Below are 21,275 nucleotides of genomic sequence, written 5' to 3'. Positions count from 1 at the left end.
TTAATACTTATCCATCTACTAAATGACATGCAACATAGTGCTTATCAGCTACTTCTGTAAAGCTAGGGTCAGTCTCCCTACAAATACGCATACTGTATGGACACCTAGTGTGAAATCTACATCCACTAGGAGGATTTATAGGGCTGGGCACATCGCCTTCTAGGATTATTCTTTCCCTTTTAACTCCTACTTGTGGTATTGGAATTGCTGATAATAGAGCCTTTGTATAAGGATGTAGTGGCTTACTATACAACTCATCGCCATCGGCTAATTCAACTATCTTACCAAGATACATTACTCCAACCCGGTCACTTAAATGCCTTACAACACTTAGATCATGGGCTATAAAAATATATGTAAGAGCAAACTGCTTTTGTAGTTTATTAAGTAGATTTAGTACCTGAGATTGAATTGAAACATCTAGTGCTGAAACTGGCTCATCAGCGATAATGAGCTTTGGCTTTAGTGCCAACGACCTTGCTATACCAATTCTCTGTCTTTGTCCACCGCTAAATTCATGGGGATATCTCGTAATATAATCCGGGTTCAATCCTACTATCTCAAGGAGGTTTGCTACTTCCTTTTCCCTCTGCTTTTTTTTCATATTGGGTGCATGTATTTCAAAGGCTCCTCCAATAATTTCCCTGACCATCTTTCTTGGGTTTAGAGAGGAAAAAGGATCTTGGAAAATCATTTGCATTTCTCTTCTAGTATCAAGCATTTCTTTCTTCTTGAGGCTGAAGAGGTCTTTGCCATCAAATATCACCTTTCCGTCGGTGGGTTCGATAAGTCTCATTATCGTCCTTCCCGTTGTGGACTTTCCACATCCACTTTCACCAACCAATCCTAGAGTCTCTCCTTTATACACGTCAAAGGAAACTCCATCTACAGCCTTAACATAATTAGTTGTCTGCCCTAGAAGCCCTCCAGTGACAGGAAAGTATGTCTTTAAGTTTCTTACCTCCAGTAGTTTCTCCTTCATCTACACAACCTCCTTATCTAAAAGCCAACATGCACATTTTCTTTCATCGTCATTGTCAATAACTTTTAAATGAGGTTCTTGTAATTTGCAGATGTCCAGAGCATATTCACATCTTGGATTGAATTTACATCCCTCGGGAAGGTTATACATACTTGGCACCATGCCTTCTATCACATGTAGGTCTTCTTTTCTTTTTCCTTCTAACCGAGGTATTGAATTTAGAAGTCCAATGGTATATGGATGTTTAGGATTATTAAAAATTTCTGCTGCCGAACCCTCTTCAACAATCTTCCCTGCATACATTACTATCACCCTGTCTGCCATTTCAGCAACGACACCTAAGTCATGGGTAATAAACATTATAGAAGACTCAGTTTCCTCCTTCATCTTCCTCATAAGATCGAGTATCTGGGCTTGAATAGTTACATCTAAGGCCGTTGTAGGTTCATCGGCAATAAGTAGCATAGGATTACAACTGAGGGCCATGGCTATCATAACTCTTTGCCTCATACCTCCGCTCAATTGATGTGGATATTCCTTTACTCTTTTCTCCGGTGATGGTATCCCTACCTTCCTAAGTATCTCAACGGCTACTCTCATTGCCTCACCTTTATTCATTCCTTGATGAAGCATAACCGTTTCACATATCTGATTCCCTACGGTGAAAACTGGATTTAGGGAGGTCATTGGTTCTTGAAAGATCATTGCTATATCATTACCTCTAATCATCCTCATCTCATCATTGCTCTTCTTAAGTAGATCCTCTTCTTTAAAAAGAATTTCCCCGGAAATATACTTTCCAGGTGGAGTAGGTACTAGTTTTAAAATGGACATGGCGGTTACGCTTTTGCCACAGCCCGATTCACCAACAACACATAAGGTTTCACCTTTTCTTATTTTAAAAGACACACCGTCAACGGCTGGAACCAATCCATCATGGGTATAAAAATGGGTTCTGAGATCCCTAACCTTGAGCATTTCCTCTTTCTTTTCCATAGATTCTTCCCCCTTCATGATTGATACTAATCCTTCATCCTTGGGTCTAAAACATCCCTTAACCCGTCACCAAAGAGATTAAACCCATATACAGTAAGAACTATTGCGAGCCCTGGAAAAAGGACCATGTGTGGTTCAGTCCAAATATACTGTCTTCCAAAATTCATCATAGAGCCCCAAGTTGCTGTTGGAGGTTGAGCTCCCAATCCTAAAAAAGATAATCCTGCTTCTGCCATTATGGCACTAGATATACCCATGGTAGTTGAAATAATAACTGGAGCCATACAGTTAGGAAGTATCTCCTTAAATATAATTCTTGTATTCGATGCTCCTAAGGACCGTGCGGCCTCCACAAATTCTGATTCTCTATAGGCCAGCACCTGACCCCTTATCAGCCTAGCCATACTGGCCCATCCAACAAGTCCCAATGCTAAAAACACAGTATACAATCCTCTTCCTATAGCCACGGATATTGCTATTGCAAAGAGAAAATTAGGAAAGGCATCCATAATTTCTACTATCCTCATAATAACCATATCTACTCTACCTCTAAAATATCCTGCCACTGCACCTAGAGTTATCCCTATAGATAAGGTAACTACCCTTGATGCCAAACCTATAGTTAAGGATATTCTTGAGCCGTAAAGAACTCTACTGAGTATGTCTCTTCCCATCCAGTCAGTTCCAAACCAATGCTTTATGCTTGGTTTTTGAAAAGCCTCAGCAAGATTAAAATCCTTTACGGGATCATAAGGAGAAAGCACAGGTGCAAATACTGCTATAAAGATTAAAAAGATAATAATATATAGTCCAAAAACTGCAGTTTTATCTCTAAGCAGTCTCTTCCAGGCAATCATCCAAGGACTGTTTGACTTTTTCTTTTTTCCCGGTTCTTTTTTCGGCTTTTCTTTCATTAACTCAGTCTTTTCCATCTAGGAACTCCCCCTTTTCTAGTTAAATCTAATCCTTGGATTTATTATTGCGTAGGAAATATCAACTAATAAATTGAAACTAACAAATATAATCGCTTGAAATAAGAAACATCCCATTACCACCGGAATATCCCTTGCAAAAACAGCATCTACTGTAAATGAACCTATTCCAGGTAGTCCAAAAATAGTTTCCGTTATAGCAGAACCCGTAAGTAAGTATCCAAAACTCATAATTAAATTAGTTGCTATAGGAATCATTGCATTTCTCATAGCATGCTTATATATAACTACCTTTTCTGCTAAACCTTTAGATCTAGCCGTTCTAATATAATCCTGTCTAATAACCTCAAGCATACATGACCTTGTAAGTCTTGCCCTAAATACTGCTGAATTTAGGCCTAAGACTAATGAAGGTAGTATAAAGTTCTTTATACCGCCATCACCAATACCGGAAACCGGTAAAACCTTCAGCCAAACTCCGAAAATATACATAAGTATAAGTCCAGAAAATATAACAGGTGTTGATACCCCAATCAGCGTAGTACCTCTAACAAGACTATCTAATGGGGTATTTTGTTTGACGGCTGATATAACTCCAACGACGATTCCCACAACTACTGCGATAGTGAAGGAATAAAAGGTGAGTTTAAAGGTAACCGGGAATCTTTTTTTAATGGATTCCTTAACACTTCTATTGTTGATGTAGGATTTACCAAGGTCTCCCCTTGTAATTCTCGACATATATGAAATATACTGCTCATGAAATGGTTTATCTAAGCCTAACTCCTTAACAGCCTTTTCCCTTATTTCTTCACTCGCTCTTTCTCCAACTATACCCTCTACCGCATTTCCAGGAACTACATAAAGAAGAGAAAAGGTTATTAAGGAAACACCTATCATAACAGGAATCAACATAATAATCCTTCGTAATAAATATTTAATCAATTTTGTGCCTCCTTTTCCTATAAGCATTCGGAACATTGATTGCACTATTTTTATTCAGATTTCTCATTGAAAAATGGTCTATAATAATGGGGCTGTCTCATAAAGTTTTCTTATGAGTACAGCCCCGGGGTGTTTCAGAATGAGTGAAGTTCAAGGTTTCGAAATTCAGGCGGTTTGGCTAGTTGTATAGAGTTCTTAGTAAAACTCAATTTATACAGGTACAAATACTCAGCGTTCTTAAGAGTTTTGGATCTGTGTAAGTTGAAGTCTTTACTAGAATCTCTATAATGTACGTGCCAAGTCGGTGAACATTTCAAATAACGCAGAAATTCGCCATTATGAGACACCCCTATTCATAGTCTACGACCTATCTATCCAACCATACATCTAAATACTTTTGGGCGTTAAATATTCTATAGATTTTCATATCTTTAACATCTGGACTGAATACATCCCATCTTTTACTTAGATATACCCATAAACGCGCTGCATCTTCAATAGTCATGTCCTCAGCTTGTTGATAAAGCTTGATTCTTTCATCGTAATCAGCGGTCGCCTGAGCCTTTTCTATAATTTTATCGAATTCTGGGTTGTTATATCTGGTTTCATTACCGCCACCACCACTCATACTTGAATGGAATAATGGATATAAATAGTTTTCTGCATCAGGATAATCTGCTCCCCAGCTTAAATAGAAGGCCTGAGCCTTTCCACCTCTAACTGCTGCCTTATAAGAGTTCCACTCCATAGAAGCCAGTTTTACATCAAAGCCTACTTGATTTAACATTGCTTGAACTGGTTCTAAGAGAGCAACATTTGTTTTAGCATCAGAATGCCACAGCTCAAATGAACAAGGATTATCCTCTGAATAACCTGCCTCTGCTAAAAGCTGCTTAGCTTTCTCTGGATCATATGGATAGGACTTCAAATCCTTTCTAAATCCATCTAATCCAGGAGGAATAGGACCGTGACTTAGAGCCGACGTGTTTCTTCTAGCTGTATTAATAATAGCTTCACGGTCTACAGCATAACAAAATGCCTTTCTTACCCTTACATCATTAAATGGCTCTTTATCAAATGATAGGCCTATATAGTAATTCCAAAATGTATTATAGGTAATTATATGATCCTTATAGTCAGGATTGTTTCTAAATCTTTCAACATCCACCGATGGAATCTCTAAGTCATCTATGTTCCCAGCTTCAAATTCTGCAACAGCTGTTGAATCATCCTTGATTATCCTATGTACTATACCATCAAGATATGGCCTACCTGCAAAGTATTCCTTATTTGCATCAAGGACAAGTTTATCTCCTTCAATGAACTCAACAAATGTAAATGGCCCTGTACCAACTGGCTTTAAAGCATAGTCTTTTTGATCATCATATTTTTCTATTTCATTTTTATCTACTATATGGGCAGCAGGCATACCAAGCATAGACAAAAATGGAGCAAAAGGTTGTTCCAGTGTTAGCTTAACAGTATAATCATCTACTACTTCAATTCCCTCTACAGTATCAACTTTACCTTCCATAAAATCCTTGGCACCCTTAACCTTTTCAAATACCCATGTTCTTGGGCTTGCTACCTTAGGATCTAAAACTCGCTCAAAGGAATATTTAACGTCCTTCGCTGTAAAAGGATTGCCATTGTGGAACTTTGAATTTTCTACTAACTTGAATACTAATGTTTTATCATCTGGAGTTTCCCATGATTTTGCTAATGAAGGAATTACCTTGCCTTCTACATCATATCTTATTAGCGAATCATAAATTAACGCAACCATCCTTCCATCTTTAGAAGCTGTAGCAAATGCCGGATCTAAGGTGTCAAAATTACTTGCTAAATAGGTTGTAAATACGCCTCCATACTTAGGTCCAGCATCGGATTTTTCTGCTTCCTTTGTTGTTGCTTCATTTGTAGAAGCCTCCTTTGGAGCCTCAGCTGATGTCTCTTCTGCCTTTTCTGCAGGTGCTGGCTCGCTAGGCTTAGCACATCCTGAAAAGGCCAATGTTAAAACTAACAAAAGTACCAAACTAAGATAAAATTTGTTTTTTCTCTTAAACATTTAATTTCCTCCCCCTCTTTTTTCTAAGTTTGATTTAAAAAATAGATACTACTCATTCTCACCTCCATAGAGTAATGCTACTTTAAGGATTAATAAACTTTTAGGTAGCATGACTATAATTGTCCTTTACTATATATTTATTTAATAAAATGAATTTCTATTCTCCTTTATAGATTCTTTAACCCCTCTATTCTCTCAATACCTAATCCCGGTTTATCCGAAATTATAAGAGTTGGTGCTTCATTTCTAATACCTCCTATAACAGGGTCCTCTGCCAGCAGTAATGCTGTATCCAGATCAAACCTAGTTATATTCCTTTTAGCACAGGCCAGGTGGGCTGCAGCCGTTACACTTAGCTTGCTTTCAATCATACTCCCTAGCATACATTCCACTCCACAAGCCTCCGCTATGGACACTATTTTCAAAGCATTATGGATGCCACCACATTTCATTAACTTTATATTGATTAAGTCAGCCGCCCTCATGCTTAGTATTTTAAAGGCATCATGGGGTGAAAACATACTTTCATCTGCCATTATAGGCGTTTCAACATTATCAGTAACAAATTTTAATCCCTCAAGATCCCATGCCTTTACAGGCTGCTCAACAAGTTCAATATCAAGTCCAGCATCTTCAAGCTTATTAATTAGTCTTACAGCTTCCTTTGGCAGCCAGCCTTGATTTGCGTCTAGCCTGATCTTTATATCATTTCCTACTACTTCTCTAATCGACTTAACCCTTTTAAAGTCCTTTTCTGAATCTATTCCAACCTTAAGCTTCAAAGCTGTAAAACCTTCCTTAACAAATCTAGCCGCATCTTCACTCATTTCTTCAGGTTCATTAACACTTATGGTTATGTCCGTTTCGACCCTATCTCTATAGCCTCCCAGCAGCTTATAAACCGGAGCATTATAGAGCTTACCAAACAAATCATATATCGCCATATCGATTGCAGCCCTGGCACTGGTATTTCTCACAATTATCTTATCCAACTTACACATAATCCTCTCTAGATTCTCAACCTCTTCTCCTATAAGGGCGTTCTCAATGCTCTCTTTAATTGCTCCTATAATGGCACCATTTGTATCTCCTGTAATCACTGCGGTTGGAGGAGCTTCACCATATCCTACTCGTCCATCATCGGTCTTTACAAGTATAATTGTACTTTGTGCAATATTTACTGTCCTAAGTGCCGTCTTAAATGGCTTTTTTAACGGTATACTTATTTTTTTTAATTCAATCCCTTGAATTTTCATAACTTCACTCCCCATATGATATTTACCTGCGATGCATTTTAATTAAAAGTCACATGATCTAAGTATGAAGATTTCGGCTCATTAGTTTTCAGAACAAAATCTTATACAACAAAAAACACAGCATAGACACCTAAACCTAAAGGTTTTAGGCACTCCATGCTGTGTTTTGTTTTTGACCTATGGATATAGAGATTCAAGTAAAGCCATTAATTTATACCTATCCAAAACCATCAGAAAACTTAGTATTTGTATATATATAAATTAAGTTTTGTTATGCGAGCTCTATACTTATAGTGAGAAAACAAAGCAGCGAATTATTTACTTCACTTTATTATAGACAAAAGCTAAAAACTAGTAAATTTATAGATTAGTATATGCATCAGTTCAAAAATAACCTTATTAATATTTATTACAAATCCTTAATATTATTACTTATTCTACAAAACTGTTCAAACTCCTTCTTAATCCAACTAAAAATTTGAGTAAATATTATTCTTTCCACATAATTATACGTTATTAATTTCTTATTATTATGCTATTCACTATCCCAACTAAATAGTCGTCATAGCTATATTATTTATTTTTCCCCTTAAGGACAATAATTTTATATTTTCCCGTGTTGGATGAACCCTATTGCTTAAGAGAATAAATCCTATTCCATAATGCCTATCTATAAGTATAGAAGTACCAGTAAATCCTGTGTGATATATTGCCAACTCACTTACAAAATCACCAATCGAAGAATTTTTCTCTTTCAAAATCCATCCATATCCTCTTCTTCTATTCAAACCCTCGGTTTGACATTTACTAAGTAGGTCAATCGTATTTTTACTTAATATTCTTTTTCCCTGATATTCCCCACCATCTAGTATCATTTGTACAAAAAATCCTAGATCCTTAACCGTTGAAAATAAACCTGCATGACCTGATACACCACCCATTATATATGATTTTTCGTCATGCACTACTCCAATTACTAGTTCTCCTCTCATAGAACATTTTTCAGTGGCCGCACACCTGGATCTTTTTTCTTTAGATGGATTAAATCCTGTATCGGTCATCTTCAATGGCTTAAATATCTTTTCCTTTGTGTATTCTTCAAATGAGCCTGTTAACCTTTCAATAATCAAACTAAGAAGCATAAAACCCGTATCAGAGTAAATTACTTCTTTCTTTATTTTATTGCTATCAATCTTTTCGTTATACAGCAGTTCTATTAGTTCTTCTCGCTTTCGACAACCCTTATAGTCTGGCTCTGGATCATATCCCGCAGTGTGGGTCAATAAATCTGAAATTTTTATTCCTCTATATTTGTATCGAGGAAGTATATCTATAATATCATCGCTTAAACTCAGCATGCCATCCTCAACAAGCTTCATTATTGCTGTATTCGTGGCAACAACCTTTGTTAAGGATGCCAAATCAAAAATAGTATTGAAGTCAATATTCCTTTCTAAATCTCCCACCAAGGTTTTTCCTATAGCTCCAAAGTATGATTCTTTCTTGGTTATAATACCAAATGATGCTGCTGGAAAAGCCTTGTCCTTGTTTATGCATTTCCTTATATATTCTTCAAGGTAATCAATTCTTTCTTTTATAAGCATTAGATCACATCCTCCGTACAAACTAACCCTTTAAACCTCCCATTCGGAAGCCTTTTCTCACCTTTTCTTGGAAAACAATGTATAGGATAATCATTGGAAGGGTTGCTATTATAACCGCTGCAAATAGTGTCGTCCAAGTGGCGGAAAATTGCTGCTGTACCTGTAGTTGATATAATCCTACGGCTACTGTCTGTCTTTTAGGATTAGTTAGCAAAATAGAAGGCATAAAATAGTCGTTCCATATTGTAATAGCACTAATTATCCCTACAGCAGCTATTGCATTCCTAGCCATAGGTAGCATTATCTTCCAAAATACTGTCCAATCCCCTGCTCCATCTATGAAGGCTGCCTCTGCATAACTCCAAGGAATGCCCTTAAAAAATGCATAAAATATCAGCATGTTTGTTCCTAAGCCTGTCGCATATAGAAGAATTAATCCAAATGTATTAAAAAGATGCATTTTACTCATAAAGATATACATTGGCGCTAAGGTTCCTACTGCAGGTATTAGGAGCTTAGATACTGTCATGGCAAATATTATGGAATGGCCTCTGAATTTATATTTTGCCAGAACATATGCCGTCATCGATGAAAGCATGATTTGAATAGTCGTTGCAACAATGGTGATAATTATACTATTCATAAAATAGCTAATCATTTTAGTTTCCTTTAAAGCATCAACGTAGTTTGAAAACTCCCATGTTATGGGCAAGTTCCAAATATTTTTATAAAAATCTGCAACGGTTTTAAATGAATTGTTTAACAGCCATATATAGGGAAAAATTAAGGATATAGCATATCCTATCAGAAATATTTCTGAAACGATTATAGCCCCTCTGCTTAATTTTCTATTCATAGTAAAACTCCTTTGAAATAAATCTCTCTAACTCCAGTACTTCTCGACTCTATCTAATTGATATTTTATGATATATACGACAATAAATCCTAGCACAGCTATAGTAATCCCTATGGAGGATGCCATACCATATTCGCCAGTATCTGTAACGGATTCTACTAGTTTTAAGGCCACACTTGCTGTATCATACTTGCCGTTTGTAAGTAGTTTAGGATGTAAAAATACTCTAAATGCAGACGCTGCTCCAATTAGTGTTACAGTTGCTATAGTTGGCCATACCGAGGGGAGTATTATATTGATAAACTCCCTAAAGTTATCAACGCCATCTATTGCAGCAGCTTCAAATATTTCCTCTGGGATTTTTGAAATAGCTCCCCCTATGATCAAATTATTCCATCCTATGCCTGCCCAAACACAGTATAGAAATACATTGCCAAGAGCAGTCCTATGATCTCCAAGCCATACCATCTTATATTGACTTAGATTAAGAATATCCAATAGTCCATTTACTACTCCCTGATTAGGATCCCACATAAAAGCCCAAATCATAGTTAAAATAACTATCGACACTATGTTAGGAATAAAAAATACCGTGTTAAAAAACCTATAGAAAGGAACTTTTTTTGATAGAATATATGCCACTAACAAAGCTATAGGTACTATAACAAATACATTGAGTAGTAACCATAAAAAAGTATTTCTAAATGCAATTGCTATACTGTTAGTATTGTTAATGAACATATCAAAAAGTTCTATATAATTATCAAATAATACGAACTGCATCCTACCCTTAAAATGATTAAAGTGTTTAAATGAGTAAATCAATGTCTGTATATTCATATATAGGGTAAATGTCAGCCAATGTACTATTGGCCATGCTAGCATTAAAATTATAAATAGCTTGCGCTTCTTTTTATTCTTAAACAGATTCATTCAGCATCACCTTTTAGAATGGATTTAGGCTTATTGGATATATAGCAAACCTTAATTTATACACATCCAAAACTCAAAACTATCGAGTATTTGGATGTGTATAGATTAATAGTTTTTTGAACTACATGATTAATTGCCTAAATCTTTCTTAATTTTTTCATATTTCTTTTCAGCATTCTCCTTAAATGCTCCAAATGCCTTTTCAGAGTTCATCTTACCAGTAGCAATCTCTTCTAAGTATGGTTTGCTAAACTCCTTGTATAATTTACCTAATACAGGATGACTGCTCGCATCGGTATAGGTATATACATCTGGATCTGCCATTATTTCCATACATGATTTTGTAAACTCAGTTGTCTCTATATCTTTCATATCATACTTTAATGCCCTTAGACCGCCAGATAGCTCAGTAAATTTTCTACTTGCCTCTGGGCTTAAACTGAATAATAGGAACTCCTTAGCAATCTCTGGATGCTTTGTCTTACTGGTGATAGCTCCATAATCAGGCATATATAGTAACATAGTCGATTTACCGAGCTTTCCATCTGCTGGAATCGGAGCCATTCTAATATCATAATCCTCTGCCCAAGCTTCCTTCATTTCATTTTCCAACCAAAATCCATTGAAAATCATAGCTGCATTATTATTAATAAATTCCATCTGAGACTGTGTATGATTTAATGCTGTAGTACCTTCCATAATCCATCCATTCTTAAACAAAGTCTCCCATTTCTGCCATGGTATTTTTAAAGCTTCATCTCCATAGATATCTGAACTAGAAGGATCCTTATATTCCTTAAACTTATCTTCTCCTAACGACTGTAGCTGCCATCCCCTATAGGCAGATCTTACATAATTAATGTATTGCCCTGGATAAGTCAATGGTGCTATACCTTCTGCCTTAATTTCTTCACATAGCTTTTCAAACTCACCCCATGTCTTAGGGTAAGTCCACCCATGTTCCTTAAACATCTTGTTATTGTAGACAATACTCATTGAACCTGCCGACCAAGGCACAGCATACTTTCTAACACCTGATTTATCAGGATCATAGAAAAGTCTATCCTTTACGGCATCTTGGATATATTCATTTAAAGTCAGATCTGTTCCAGGCACCTTCGAGTCGTATAAATCACTTAACTCCATTACTAAATCTTGAGGCCCCCATTTTGACCATGATCTACCGTTTACAAAAAATACATCGGGAGTGTCTACTCCACCCTCAACCTTAGGGTCAATCGTATCATTTAGATTTGGATCACCTTCCAATTTAACAGTTACGCCTTCATGGTTCTTCTCAAATTCTTCTTTTAAGTATTTAAACCAAGCATCTCCAAAACCACCTTGGAAAAAGGCTACCTTTAAAACAACTTCTTCTTTTTTTTCTGGTTCACTACCGCCGGATGTTGTCCCCTCATTGCTTCCACCTGAACATGCACTAAATATCAATGCTGTTACCATTAAGAAAATTAGTAGAAATCTAGATTTTTTCATCTTATATCCCCCTTTAAGATATACTTTTCTTGTACGACTTTACCTATTTATAAATCTCTATTTTAATTTTTATAAAAATATGTCCAAATTGAATAAAAATACTATTAAGCACCTATTCTGAAGTTACGATAAAAAGAAATCAATTAAATAATCTTCATACAAAAAAGCCCTCCATGATTCTAAGTCAAGGAGGACTTTCTAATAAATATTATTAATTTAGAATAGTGAATATTAATATTTGAATCTACTAAAACCTAATAGTCGTTAACTTTTACTTAAGATTCTCAGGATTTAATGCCTCTAATTCAGTAATTACAAACTTTCCATCTTTTCTTATTAGTACATCATCGAAGTACATTTCTCCACCACCGTATTCAGGAGTTTGAATACAAACTAAATCCCAGTGTATCGATGACTTATTTCCATTTGATGCATCATCGTATGCCTTTCCTGGTGTGAAGTGGAAGCTTCCCATTATCTTTTCATCAAATAATGTATCCTTCATTGGAGTAGTTATATATGGATTTACTCCAATAGCAAATTCCCCAATATATCTTGCCCCTTCATCAGAGTCAAATACCTTATTTAATCTTTCTGTGTCATTTGCAGTGGCATTTATTATCTTGCCATCTTTAAATTCTACTTTGATGTTTTCATATGTAACACCTTGATAAACTGCTGGGCAATTGTAAGTTAATACTCCATTTACTGAATCCCTTACTGGAGCTGTGAATACCTCTCCGTCAGGAATATTATTGTTTCCAGCACACTTTATTACAGGGATATCCTTAATTGAAAAGGTTAAATCCGTACCTTTTCCTTTAATATGAACTTTATCGGTTTTTTCCATAAGCTCAACTAAGCCATCCATTGCCCTTGACATTTTTCCATAGTCAAGATTACATACATTAAAGTAGAAATCTTCAAAGGCCTCTTGACTCTTATTGGCAAGTTGAGCCATGGCACTATTTGGATATCTAAGCACTACCCATTTAGTATTGTTAACCCTTTCTTCACTATGTACAGGTCTTGAAAAATGCTCCATGTAAAGTCCCATCTTATCCGAAGGAACATCTCCTAGTTCACTTGCATTGTCACTTGCTCTAATACCTATATAGGCATCCATTCCCTTCATGCGTTTTAACTCATACTCTGCCATAAATTTTAATTGCTCTTCATCACATTCTAATAACATCTGTCTTAAAACCGATTGATCCTTAATTTCTACAAATGGCTGGGCTCCCACTTTATAGGCTTCCTTAACCAATTCCTTTGCAAGGGGAAGAGCACTAGTTCCAATACATTCAATCATTACTCTCTCACCTTTTTTTACTTCACACGAGTATCCTATAAGATTCTCCGCTAGTTTCTGTATTCTCGGGTCCATTTTATACAACTCCTTATAAAAATATTTTTATACATTAAGTTTTTTTTATATACATATTATAACATTATGAACTTGATATTTTAATTTTTTCCAAAAAAAATTTTTTTATGTTTTATTTTTTTAAGCCATGGGTATAATTCAAATATGAAAGCAATATATCTTAGATATCAGACTTTAAGGTTAAATCTATATATACATAGAAAATCATGAATATTATAATTTTCCCTTTGTATATATTAAAATAGAGTCGCATATCTACAATTAGAGAGTATGAGAGGAGACGATAGATATGAAAAAATATGTTTGCATTCCATGTGGTTATGAATACGATCCAGCAGTAGGTGATCCTGATAGCGGTATTGCTCCAGGAACTGCTTTTGAAGACATCCCTGATGATTGGATGTGCCCAATATGTGGTGTTGGAAAGGATATGTTTGAACCTGTAGAATAGTTAAAAAACCTATACTATAATAGAAACTACCTAGACCCTAACTAGGTAGTTTTTTGTTAGTAAATTTTCCATATTTCTCAATTCTTCTTCAACCCCTTAACAATTTCTTAATGCCTCTTAATAATTTCTTAACTCCTCCCCCATTCCATGTAAATCATTAGGATATATGGTATTATATGTTTGGAGATATATACCAAATCAAACTAAAGGGGGATTAGTATCATGAAAAGAACAATTGTTACAATATTAATTATGTGCATGTTTTTAAGCTGTATGTCTTTTTCCTATGCAGAAGAAAAAGGAGCAGCAAATAAATTGGAAGGGTTTGATGAAGCTTTAGAGCATGATGATTCTAAAACTGGAAACTTTGCTGTGGTTTTATATAAACATAAAGGCTTAAGATTATGGACAGAGTCTGGAGATGATCCTAAGTACGATGTAGATAAATATGAAAATGGCCTTCGTGGAAAAGATATTGATAAAGGTGATATCATTAAATACATTTTAAATGATGATGGAAGTATTAATGTAATAGCCAAGGTTTACGATGCAAAGGATAACAAGGCCCTAGGGGAAAATGCAAAGCTAGTTAAGTTAAGTGAAATCAACAAAGACAACGTAGAAGACCATAATAATTACAATTACTTCCATGAAACTGATTCTATATATATCGATTACAGCAAATACAAAGATAGCAGAAATAGTGATGACTTAGAGGTTCTTGATTGGAATGACTTCAAACAAATTGACTTCCCAAGTGATGACTCCGATAATGCAGTTTTAATGCTTATAGTAACTGATGAGGAAGAAGATGATGAAATAGAATTACTAGCTTTCATAGAGAACTATGATGAAATATACGATGAAATAACCGAGAATACTTCATACGTTGGCTATTTATTAAACTACAAAACTGATGATGATATTATGACTGTAACAGTTGATGTATTTGGTCAAGGTGAGAAGGAGTACAATGTTACAGATGATGATGATCAAGATGAAATCAAAGATTACGGTATTGAAGAGTTAATAGTATTTGTATTAAGAGATGGAGAATTAAAGCTTAAGGATCCTTATTACAATAATCACAAACACTACGGTAACGCCGATGGCGGAAAAATGTGGTTCAAAGAAAAAGATGGTAATGACATAATAGTTTATGCTGGTAACGAGAATACTCTTAAAGAATACGAGGTCCATAACGAAGTAGTTATATACAATAATGATGACGAAAAAAATCTAAATAAGATAAATGAAGGTGATGCCCTTGAGTTCATTATCAGAAATGGCGAAATCATAGCTATCAAGTATACGGAAGAAGAAGATTTAGATGAAGATAAAAAATTAAAGGAATATTCTTCTCGTAAATTTGGTGTCCTTATCAGAAAAAACTCCGGCATAGAGTATGAATTGAAATTATGGACAGAAACTTCTGACACTATCATATATGATGTTGATGATTTTAAAAATGGTACTGAATTCATAGATCTTCATGAGGGTGACATCATAGAATACCTTCTAAATGATGATGGAACTATCGATGTAATAGCTAAGGTCTACGATGCAGAGGAAAATAAGGCAGTAGCTGGTAACTCTAAGCTTGTTAAATTAGATGAGATCAATAAAGATAACCTTGAAGACGAAGATGGTGATAACTACTTTAATCAAGGTACTTCTCTATACTTCGACTACAGTAAGTACAAAACTAATTTATATAATGATCATGATGACTTGGATGTTCTTGATTGGGATGACTTCAAAAATGCTGATGTTCCAAGTGCTGACTCTAACAATGCAGTTGTAGCTCTTATAGTAACTGACGAAGATGAAGACGATGAAATAGAATTACTAGCTTTCATAGAAAACTATGATGAGATAGATGACAATACTGATGATAATCCAACCACTTCTCCTGGAAACTTTGCTGTCCTTATTAAGAAAGATTCAGGTTTGGATGATGAATTTAAGCTATGGATAGAAACTGGTGAAACTGTTAAATACGATATAGATGATTACGAAAATAAGCTAGATTATGACGATTTTAATATAGGTGATATCATTGAGTACTCTTTAGAAGACGATGGAACTATCGATGTAATAGCTAAGATTTATGATGCAAGCTCTGGAGAAGCAGTAGGTGGAAAAAACGTAAAGCTTGTTAAGTTAGACGAAATTAACAAAGATAACGTTGAAGATGAAGATAGGGATAACTACTACGATCAAAGTGATTCTGTATACTTCGATTACAGTGAATATAAAGAAAACGACCACGAAGATGATGATGACTTAGATGTTCTTAAATGGAAAGACTTCGAAGATCTTGATATCCCAAGTGCTGACTCTAGCAATGCAGTTGTAGCTCTTATAGTAGCCAACGAAGATGAAGATGATGAAATAAGATTACTAGCTTTCATAGACAACTATGATGAAATAGATGACAATGATTCCTCTGAGAATGATACATATGTTGGGTATCTATTAGGTTACGTAACAGACGATGACATTATGACTGTAACGGTTGATGTATTTGGCGAAGGCGAGAAAGAATATAATGTTACAGATGATGATGATCAAGATGAAATCAAAGATTACGGTATTGAAGAGTTAATAGTATTTGTATTAAGAGATGGAGAATTAAAGCTTAAGGATTTTGACAACAATAATGAACTCCATGGTGATGCTGATGGCGGAGAAATGTGGTTCTGTGACAAGGATGGTAGCGACATAACAGTTTATGTAGGTAACGAGAATACTATTGAAGAATACGAAGTTCATAACGAAGTAGTTATATACCATGATGATAACGCAAAAAATCTAAATCGAATAAATGAAGGTGATGCTATTGAGTTCATCCTAAGAGATGGCCAAATTATAGCTATTAAATATCAAGAAAAAGAGGATTTAGATGAAGATAAGCAACTAAAAATAAACCCATAAAGCTCCACTCCTTCCTATAAAACCATATAAATTCATAAAATCCTATAGTAAGATTAAGCTACCTAGATTTTCATTTATTTTGAAGGCTAGGTAGTTTTTTTAATTGCCATAAATCATGACAGATTATATATAAATCTTCATCCAATAATGTTAAAATATAATATAGCTTTTAATACAGAGATTCCAGTCAAAACTTTAATTTATTTGGAACTCTTTATATATGGGGGAATGGAAAATGTCAAAACAACTCAAGGCCGATTTAGCTCTATTGGCCGTCACCGTAGGTTGGGGAGCATCCTTTATCTTAACAAAAAATGCTTTAGCCACTTTAGAGTCCTATAACTTTCTTGCAATTAGATTTATTATTGCATTTGCTATTTCATCCTTAATTTTTTATAAAAATATGATGAAATTAGATAAAGCTACTGTTAAATATGGGGTTTTGATTGGTTTTATATTATTTACGGGCTATGCCTTTCAGACTGTGGGAATAAACTACACAACCGCTTCAAAATCTGCATTTATAACTGGTTTTTCTGTTGTCCTAGTTCCTATAATTTCTGCTTTATTTCTAAAGAAAATACCTGAAAGAGCTGCTATTATAGGGGCAGTCATGGCGCTATTTGGCTTAGGATTTCTGACTCTTAATGGAAGCTTAGGTCTTAACATCGGCGATTTACTTACTCTTTGCTCTACCTTTGCCTATGCTATGCATATAATTACAGTTGGTAAGTATACAGCAAAAGTTGATTCAATTTCGCTGGCTATAGTTCAAATAGGTACAGTAGGTTTTCTTAGCCTTATAATGACTTTAACTACAGAAACTTTTATTATTCCACAGGGCTCAGATGTATGGATAAACCTTCTTATTCTTAGCTTAATTTGTACCTCTGGTGCTTTTATAGTTCAGAATGCAGCTCAGAAATATACATCTGCTACCCATACGGCGCTTATATATACGGGTGAGCCAGTTTTCGCAGCTATTTTCGCATATTTTATTTCCGGCGAAGTTTTAACTGCAAGAGGGATCTTTGGAGCATTTTTGATATTAGCTGGAATGCTTGTGGCCGAAGTAGATTTTAAAAGCATATTTAATAAATCTAAAAATGCTGACGAAAAGCTGGAAAAAGATCAAAGTGCTTAAGGTAGCTTTAAAAAAGTAGAGATTTTTTCTCTACTTTTTATTATAGTGTGCTCAGCATGGGCACACATATTAAAACAGCAGAGATCTAAATCTCTGCTGCTTCTTCTACAGTTATATCAAATCCTCTTTCAATAAATGTATTAGCTATTGTCTCCCAAAGCTTTTCCTTTCCTTCTCTATTCATAGAAGAAACCGGAACCAATATATCGTCTTTACCCATTTCTAAGGATTTTCTAATTTGACTAATATGCTTTTGTCTTTGACTTCTTTTGATTTTATCGAGCTTTGTAGCAACTACTATACCCTTAAAACCAAAATGCCTTATCCAATTGTACATTTGGATATCTTGCTGAGTTGGTTTATGTCTAATATCTATTAGTTGCACAACTTCCACAAGCTTGTCTCTAGTTGTAAGGTAAGTTTCTATTATCTTACCCCATTCTGCCTTACTAGACTTAGAGACCTTAGCATATCCATAGCCTGGCAGGTCTACAAAGTGGAATTCATTATTTATCTTATAAAAATTTATTGTTTGCGTTTTTCCCGGTGTTGAGCTAGTTCTAGCCATTTTTTTTCTGTTTAACAGCATATTGATTAATGAAGATTTTCCTACATTTGATCTTCCTGCTAAGGCTATTTCTGGAATCTCTTCCTCAGGGTATTGTTTAGGACTTACTGCACTAATGATAAATTCACAGCTTCTAATCTTCATCTTTATTTTCTCCTTTTACTAGTGCATGTTCTAATACCTCGTCCATATGTTCAACCAATACAAATTCTAACTTTCTCTTCACCGTATCCGGTAATTCCGTAAGATCTTTTTTATTTTGAATTGGTAATAAAATCTTCTTAATACCTGCTCTATTAGCTGCTAAAACCTTTTCTTTTATACCACCAACAGGTAGTACCCTACCTCTTAGAGTTATTTCTCCAGTCATTGCTACTTCTTTATTTACTGGTGTTTCTTCAAGAGCAGAAATAACGGCAGTTGCCATTGTAATTCCAGCTGAAGGTCCATCCTTAGGTATAGCTCCCTCTGGTATATGGATGTGTATGTCACGGTTTTTATAAAACTCTTCATCGATATCAAGTGTATCTACCCTTGAACGGATATAGCTTAATCCCGCCCTTGCAGATTCCTTCATAACGTCTCCAAGCTGACCGGTTAACACTAGCTTTCCAGTACCCTTCATTGGAGTAACTTCTATAGATAGTGTATCTCCACCAACCCTTGTCCAAGCAAGGCCAGTTGCTATACCAACCTCATGCTTATCTCTTACCTTTTCATAACTATATCTAGGAATTCCAAGGAATTTTTTAAGATTAGTTGCATTAACCCTTACTATCTCTGAGTCATTCTCTACAATCTGTCTTGCTGCTTTACGACACACAGAAGCTATCTGTCTCTCTAGATTTCTAACTCCTGATTCTCTTGTATAGTAGTTGATAATGTCTCTTACAGTCTGCTCAGACATTTGTAAATTAGATTCTTTCATGCCATGTTCTTTTATTTGCTTAGGAATTAAATACCTCTTAGCAATTACTGTTTTTTCTTCCTCTGTATAACCTGAAACGTCTATTACTTCCATTCTATCTAATAAAGGTCTTGGTATAGTACCTAATGAATTAGCTGTAGTAATAAACATTACGTTTGATAAATCGAATGGTACTTCTAAGTAGTGATCAGTAAATTCTTTATTCTGTTCTGGATCTAGGACCTCTAACAGTGCTGAGGCAGGATCACCTCTAAAATCACTGCTTACCTTATCTATTTCATCAAATAGAAATACTGGATTCTTTGAACCGGCATCCTTTATAGATGAAATAATTCTTCCAGGTATAGCTCCTATATACGTTCTTCTATGTCCTCTTATCTCAGCTTCATCCCTTACTCCACCAAGGGACATTCTAACAAATTTTCTATTTAATGACCTTGCTATAGACTTAGCAATTGATGTTTTTCCTACACCAGGAGGCCCTACTAAACATATAATCGGACCTTTCATTTTCTTTGCAAGCTTTCTTATTGCAAGATACTCTAAAATTCTTTCCTTAACGGATTTAAGTCCATAGTGGTCTTCATCTAAAATATCCTTTGACTTCTTTATATCTATGGAATCCTTTGTCTTTTTGTGCCAAGGCAAATCTATTATCCAGTTGACATATGTTCTTATAACGCCGCCTTCTGCAGAACCCGGCGATAATTTTGAAAGTCTGTCTATTTCCTTATGTACCTTCTCCTCTACCTTTTTAGGTAGCTTTGCCTTGTCAACCTTGTCGTATAATTCATCTATTTCATTGTCGAATTCTCCGCCTTCGCCAAGTTCTTCCTTTATGGCTTTTAGCTGTTCCTTCAGATAGTATTCCTTTTGTAGTCTGTTTATACGACCTCTAACCTTAGTGTTAATTTCCTTCTCAACCTCTAGTATTTCAATTTCCTTTAGAAGTATTTTGTAAAGAACCTCAAGTCTATCCTTTGGATCGAATGCCTCTAAAATCTCCTGCTTCTGTTCTGTCTTGAGAAGCATATGAGATGCAATAACATCTGCAAGTCTTCCTGATTCTTCTATGGAAGATACGCTGATCATTACCTCAGGTGATATCTTATTGCTTACGCTTACATAATTCTCGAAGGATTCTAATACTACCCTCATCATAGCTTCTAGCTCTTTATCCTCTTCGTCTTGTTCAAATACGTATTCTTCTATCTCTGCTTTAAAATATGGCTCTTCCTGCATTAGTTCGCTAATTCTACCTCTGCTAATACCTTCAACTAAGACTCTGATAGCATCTCCAGGTAATTTAAGCATTTGCTTAATTTTTGAAATTGTTCCAATTTCATAAAAATCTTCTGGAGTTGGCAAGTCAATATCTATCTCTTTTTGAGTTGTTAAAAATATTGTCTGATCTTTAACCATTGCTTCTTCTAAAGCCTTTATGGATTTCTCTCTTCCTACGTCAAAGTGAAGTACCATATATGGAAAGACAGATAAACCTCTAAGTGGTATTAGTGGTAATTCTATAGTTTTTTTTGTTTTATCATCCATTAAATTCCCTCCTTCGTTTGAGGATTCGTTCTTTTATATTAGTTATCAGCTGTGTTATATGGAATGTGTTTATAAATCCACATTTTCATCTTCTGACTCGCCACAGCTTCAATGGATTCAGAAAATCAAAATGTAAAAGATTTATTGTATTTGCATAGTTTAGCAAATCTTCTTTGAAAATTCTTATAAATTTTTCATAGACTATTATATCATAAAATTTTCAAAACACATTCTCCATAAATG

The 21,275-nt window shown here is 35.1% G+C and carries 16 protein-coding genes; 3 read left to right on the top strand and 13 right to left on the bottom strand.

Annotated elements, in window-relative coordinates:
* Positions 1-7: 7 nt before the first annotated feature.
* The 11 genes from R9X47_RS22955 to R9X47_RS22905 all read right to left on the bottom strand — a co-directional run bounded on the left by R9X47_RS22955 (position 8) and on the right by R9X47_RS22905 (position 13,453).
* The gene (locus R9X47_RS22955) at positions 8-982 is read right to left on the bottom strand and encodes an ABC transporter ATP-binding protein (RefSeq protein ID WP_432663416.1); all 975 of its coding nucleotides are present in this window, start codon (positions 980-982) and stop codon (positions 8-10) included.
* A complete protein-coding gene (locus tag R9X47_RS22950) occupies positions 983-1,978 on the bottom strand; it encodes an ABC transporter ATP-binding protein (RefSeq protein ID WP_432663415.1) in 996 nt (331 codons plus the stop codon).
* 26 nt (positions 1,979-2,004) lie between these two features.
* Entirely contained in the window at positions 2,005-2,910 is a 906-nt protein-coding gene (locus R9X47_RS22945) for an ABC transporter permease (protein WP_432663414.1), read from the bottom strand.
* A gap of 18 nt (positions 2,911-2,928) precedes the next feature.
* Entirely contained in the window at positions 2,929-3,855 is a 927-nt protein-coding gene (locus R9X47_RS22940) for an ABC transporter permease (protein ID WP_432663413.1), read from the bottom strand.
* Positions 3,856-4,222: 367 nt separating this feature from the next.
* Entirely contained in the window at positions 4,223-5,923 is a 1,701-nt protein-coding gene (locus R9X47_RS22935) for an ABC transporter substrate-binding protein (RefSeq protein ID WP_432663412.1), read from the bottom strand.
* A 167-nt stretch (positions 5,924-6,090) separates the two neighbouring features.
* On the bottom strand, positions 6,091-7,179 hold the full coding sequence (locus R9X47_RS22930) for a mandelate racemase/muconate lactonizing enzyme family protein (RefSeq protein ID WP_432663411.1): 1,089 nt from the start codon (positions 7,177-7,179) through the stop codon (positions 6,091-6,093).
* A 551-nt stretch (positions 7,180-7,730) separates the two neighbouring features.
* On the bottom strand, positions 7,731-8,783 hold the full coding sequence (locus R9X47_RS22925) for a serine hydrolase domain-containing protein (RefSeq protein ID WP_432663410.1): 1,053 nt from the start codon (positions 8,781-8,783) through the stop codon (positions 7,731-7,733).
* 22 nt (positions 8,784-8,805) lie between these two features.
* Positions 8,806-9,639 (bottom strand): carbohydrate ABC transporter permease, encoded by an 834-nt coding sequence (locus tag R9X47_RS22920; RefSeq protein ID WP_432663409.1) that lies wholly within the window; start codon positions 9,637-9,639, stop codon positions 8,806-8,808.
* A 27-nt stretch (positions 9,640-9,666) separates the two neighbouring features.
* Complete coding sequence (locus R9X47_RS22915; RefSeq protein ID WP_432663408.1) at positions 9,667-10,572, bottom strand: carbohydrate ABC transporter permease; 906 nt, start codon at positions 10,570-10,572, stop codon at positions 9,667-9,669.
* 129 nt (positions 10,573-10,701) lie between these two features.
* Entirely contained in the window at positions 10,702-12,066 is a 1,365-nt protein-coding gene (locus R9X47_RS22910) for an extracellular solute-binding protein (protein ID WP_432663407.1), read from the bottom strand.
* Between the two features lie 271 nt (positions 12,067-12,337).
* Positions 12,338-13,453 (bottom strand): aminopeptidase, encoded by a 1,116-nt coding sequence (locus tag R9X47_RS22905; RefSeq protein ID WP_432663406.1) that lies wholly within the window; start codon positions 13,451-13,453, stop codon positions 12,338-12,340.
* Positions 13,454-13,742: 289 nt separating this feature from the next.
* Here R9X47_RS22905 and rd point away from each other — a divergent pair, with 289 nt between their 5' ends.
* From rd to R9X47_RS22890, 3 genes are all read left to right on the top strand, one after another.
* Positions 13,743-13,904: a rubredoxin gene (rd, locus tag R9X47_RS22900; RefSeq protein ID WP_432663405.1), complete on the top strand. Its 162-nt coding sequence runs from the start codon at positions 13,743-13,745 to the stop codon at positions 13,902-13,904.
* Positions 13,905-14,126: 222 nt separating this feature from the next.
* The gene (locus R9X47_RS22895) at positions 14,127-16,841 is read left to right on the top strand and encodes a hypothetical protein (protein WP_432663404.1); all 2,715 of its coding nucleotides are present in this window, start codon (positions 14,127-14,129) and stop codon (positions 16,839-16,841) included.
* 235 nt (positions 16,842-17,076) lie between these two features.
* Positions 17,077-17,985: a DMT family transporter gene (locus R9X47_RS22890; protein WP_432663403.1), complete on the top strand. Its 909-nt coding sequence runs from the start codon at positions 17,077-17,079 to the stop codon at positions 17,983-17,985.
* An 85-nt stretch (positions 17,986-18,070) separates the two neighbouring features.
* Here the strand turns inward: R9X47_RS22890 and yihA are convergent, their stop codons facing one another.
* On the bottom strand, positions 18,071-18,697 hold the full coding sequence (yihA, locus tag R9X47_RS22885) for a ribosome biogenesis GTP-binding protein YihA/YsxC (protein ID WP_432663402.1): 627 nt from the start codon (positions 18,695-18,697) through the stop codon (positions 18,071-18,073).
* Positions 18,687-21,032 (bottom strand): endopeptidase La, encoded by a 2,346-nt coding sequence (lon, locus tag R9X47_RS22880; RefSeq protein WP_432663401.1) that lies wholly within the window; start codon positions 21,030-21,032, stop codon positions 18,687-18,689. The genes yihA and lon overlap by 11 nt, the downstream gene beginning before the upstream one ends.
* Between the last annotated feature and the right edge of the window lie 243 nt (positions 21,033-21,275).

This window comes from Wukongibacter baidiensis (genome assembly GCF_050888315.1).
In the GTDB taxonomy this organism is placed as follows: Bacteria; Bacillota; Clostridia; order Peptostreptococcales; family Caminicellaceae; genus Wukongibacter; species Wukongibacter baidiensis.
This window is presented reverse-complemented; position numbering and strand designations above follow the sequence as displayed.

Coding starts and splice junctions, on each gene's coding strand:
- R9X47_RS22910 (WP_432663407.1), bottom strand. CDS start 12,066: ATGAAAAAATCTAGATTTCTACTAATTTTCTTAATGGTAACAGCATTG.
- R9X47_RS22950 (WP_432663415.1), bottom strand. CDS start 1,978: ATGGAAAAGAAAGAGGAAATGCTCAAGGTTAGGGATCTCAGAACCCAT.
- R9X47_RS22905 (WP_432663406.1), bottom strand. CDS start 13,453: ATGGACCCGAGAATACAGAAACTAGCGGAGAATCTTATAGGATACTCG.
- R9X47_RS22920 (WP_432663409.1), bottom strand. CDS start 9,639: ATGAATAGAAAATTAAGCAGAGGGGCTATAATCGTTTCAGAAATATTT.
- R9X47_RS22915 (WP_432663408.1), bottom strand. CDS start 10,572: ATGAATCTGTTTAAGAATAAAAAGAAGCGCAAGCTATTTATAATTTTA.
- rd (WP_432663405.1), top strand. CDS start 13,743: ATGAAAAAATATGTTTGCATTCCATGTGGTTATGAATACGATCCAGCA.
- R9X47_RS22935 (WP_432663412.1), bottom strand. CDS start 5,923: ATGTTTAAGAGAAAAAACAAATTTTATCTTAGTTTGGTACTTTTGTTA.
- R9X47_RS22890 (WP_432663403.1), top strand. CDS start 17,077: ATGTCAAAACAACTCAAGGCCGATTTAGCTCTATTGGCCGTCACCGTA.
- R9X47_RS22925 (WP_432663410.1), bottom strand. CDS start 8,783: ATGCTTATAAAAGAAAGAATTGATTACCTTGAAGAATATATAAGGAAA.
- R9X47_RS22945 (WP_432663414.1), bottom strand. CDS start 2,910: ATGGAAAAGACTGAGTTAATGAAAGAAAAGCCGAAAAAAGAACCGGGA.
- R9X47_RS22895 (WP_432663404.1), top strand. CDS start 14,127: ATGAAAAGAACAATTGTTACAATATTAATTATGTGCATGTTTTTAAGC.
- lon (WP_432663401.1), bottom strand. CDS start 21,032: ATGGATGATAAAACAAAAAAAACTATAGAATTACCACTAATACCACTT.
- yihA (WP_432663402.1), bottom strand. CDS start 18,697: ATGAAGATTAGAAGCTGTGAATTTATCATTAGTGCAGTAAGTCCTAAA.
- R9X47_RS22955 (WP_432663416.1), bottom strand. CDS start 982: ATGAAGGAGAAACTACTGGAGGTAAGAAACTTAAAGACATACTTTCCT.
- R9X47_RS22930 (WP_432663411.1), bottom strand. CDS start 7,179: ATGAAAATTCAAGGGATTGAATTAAAAAAAATAAGTATACCGTTAAAA.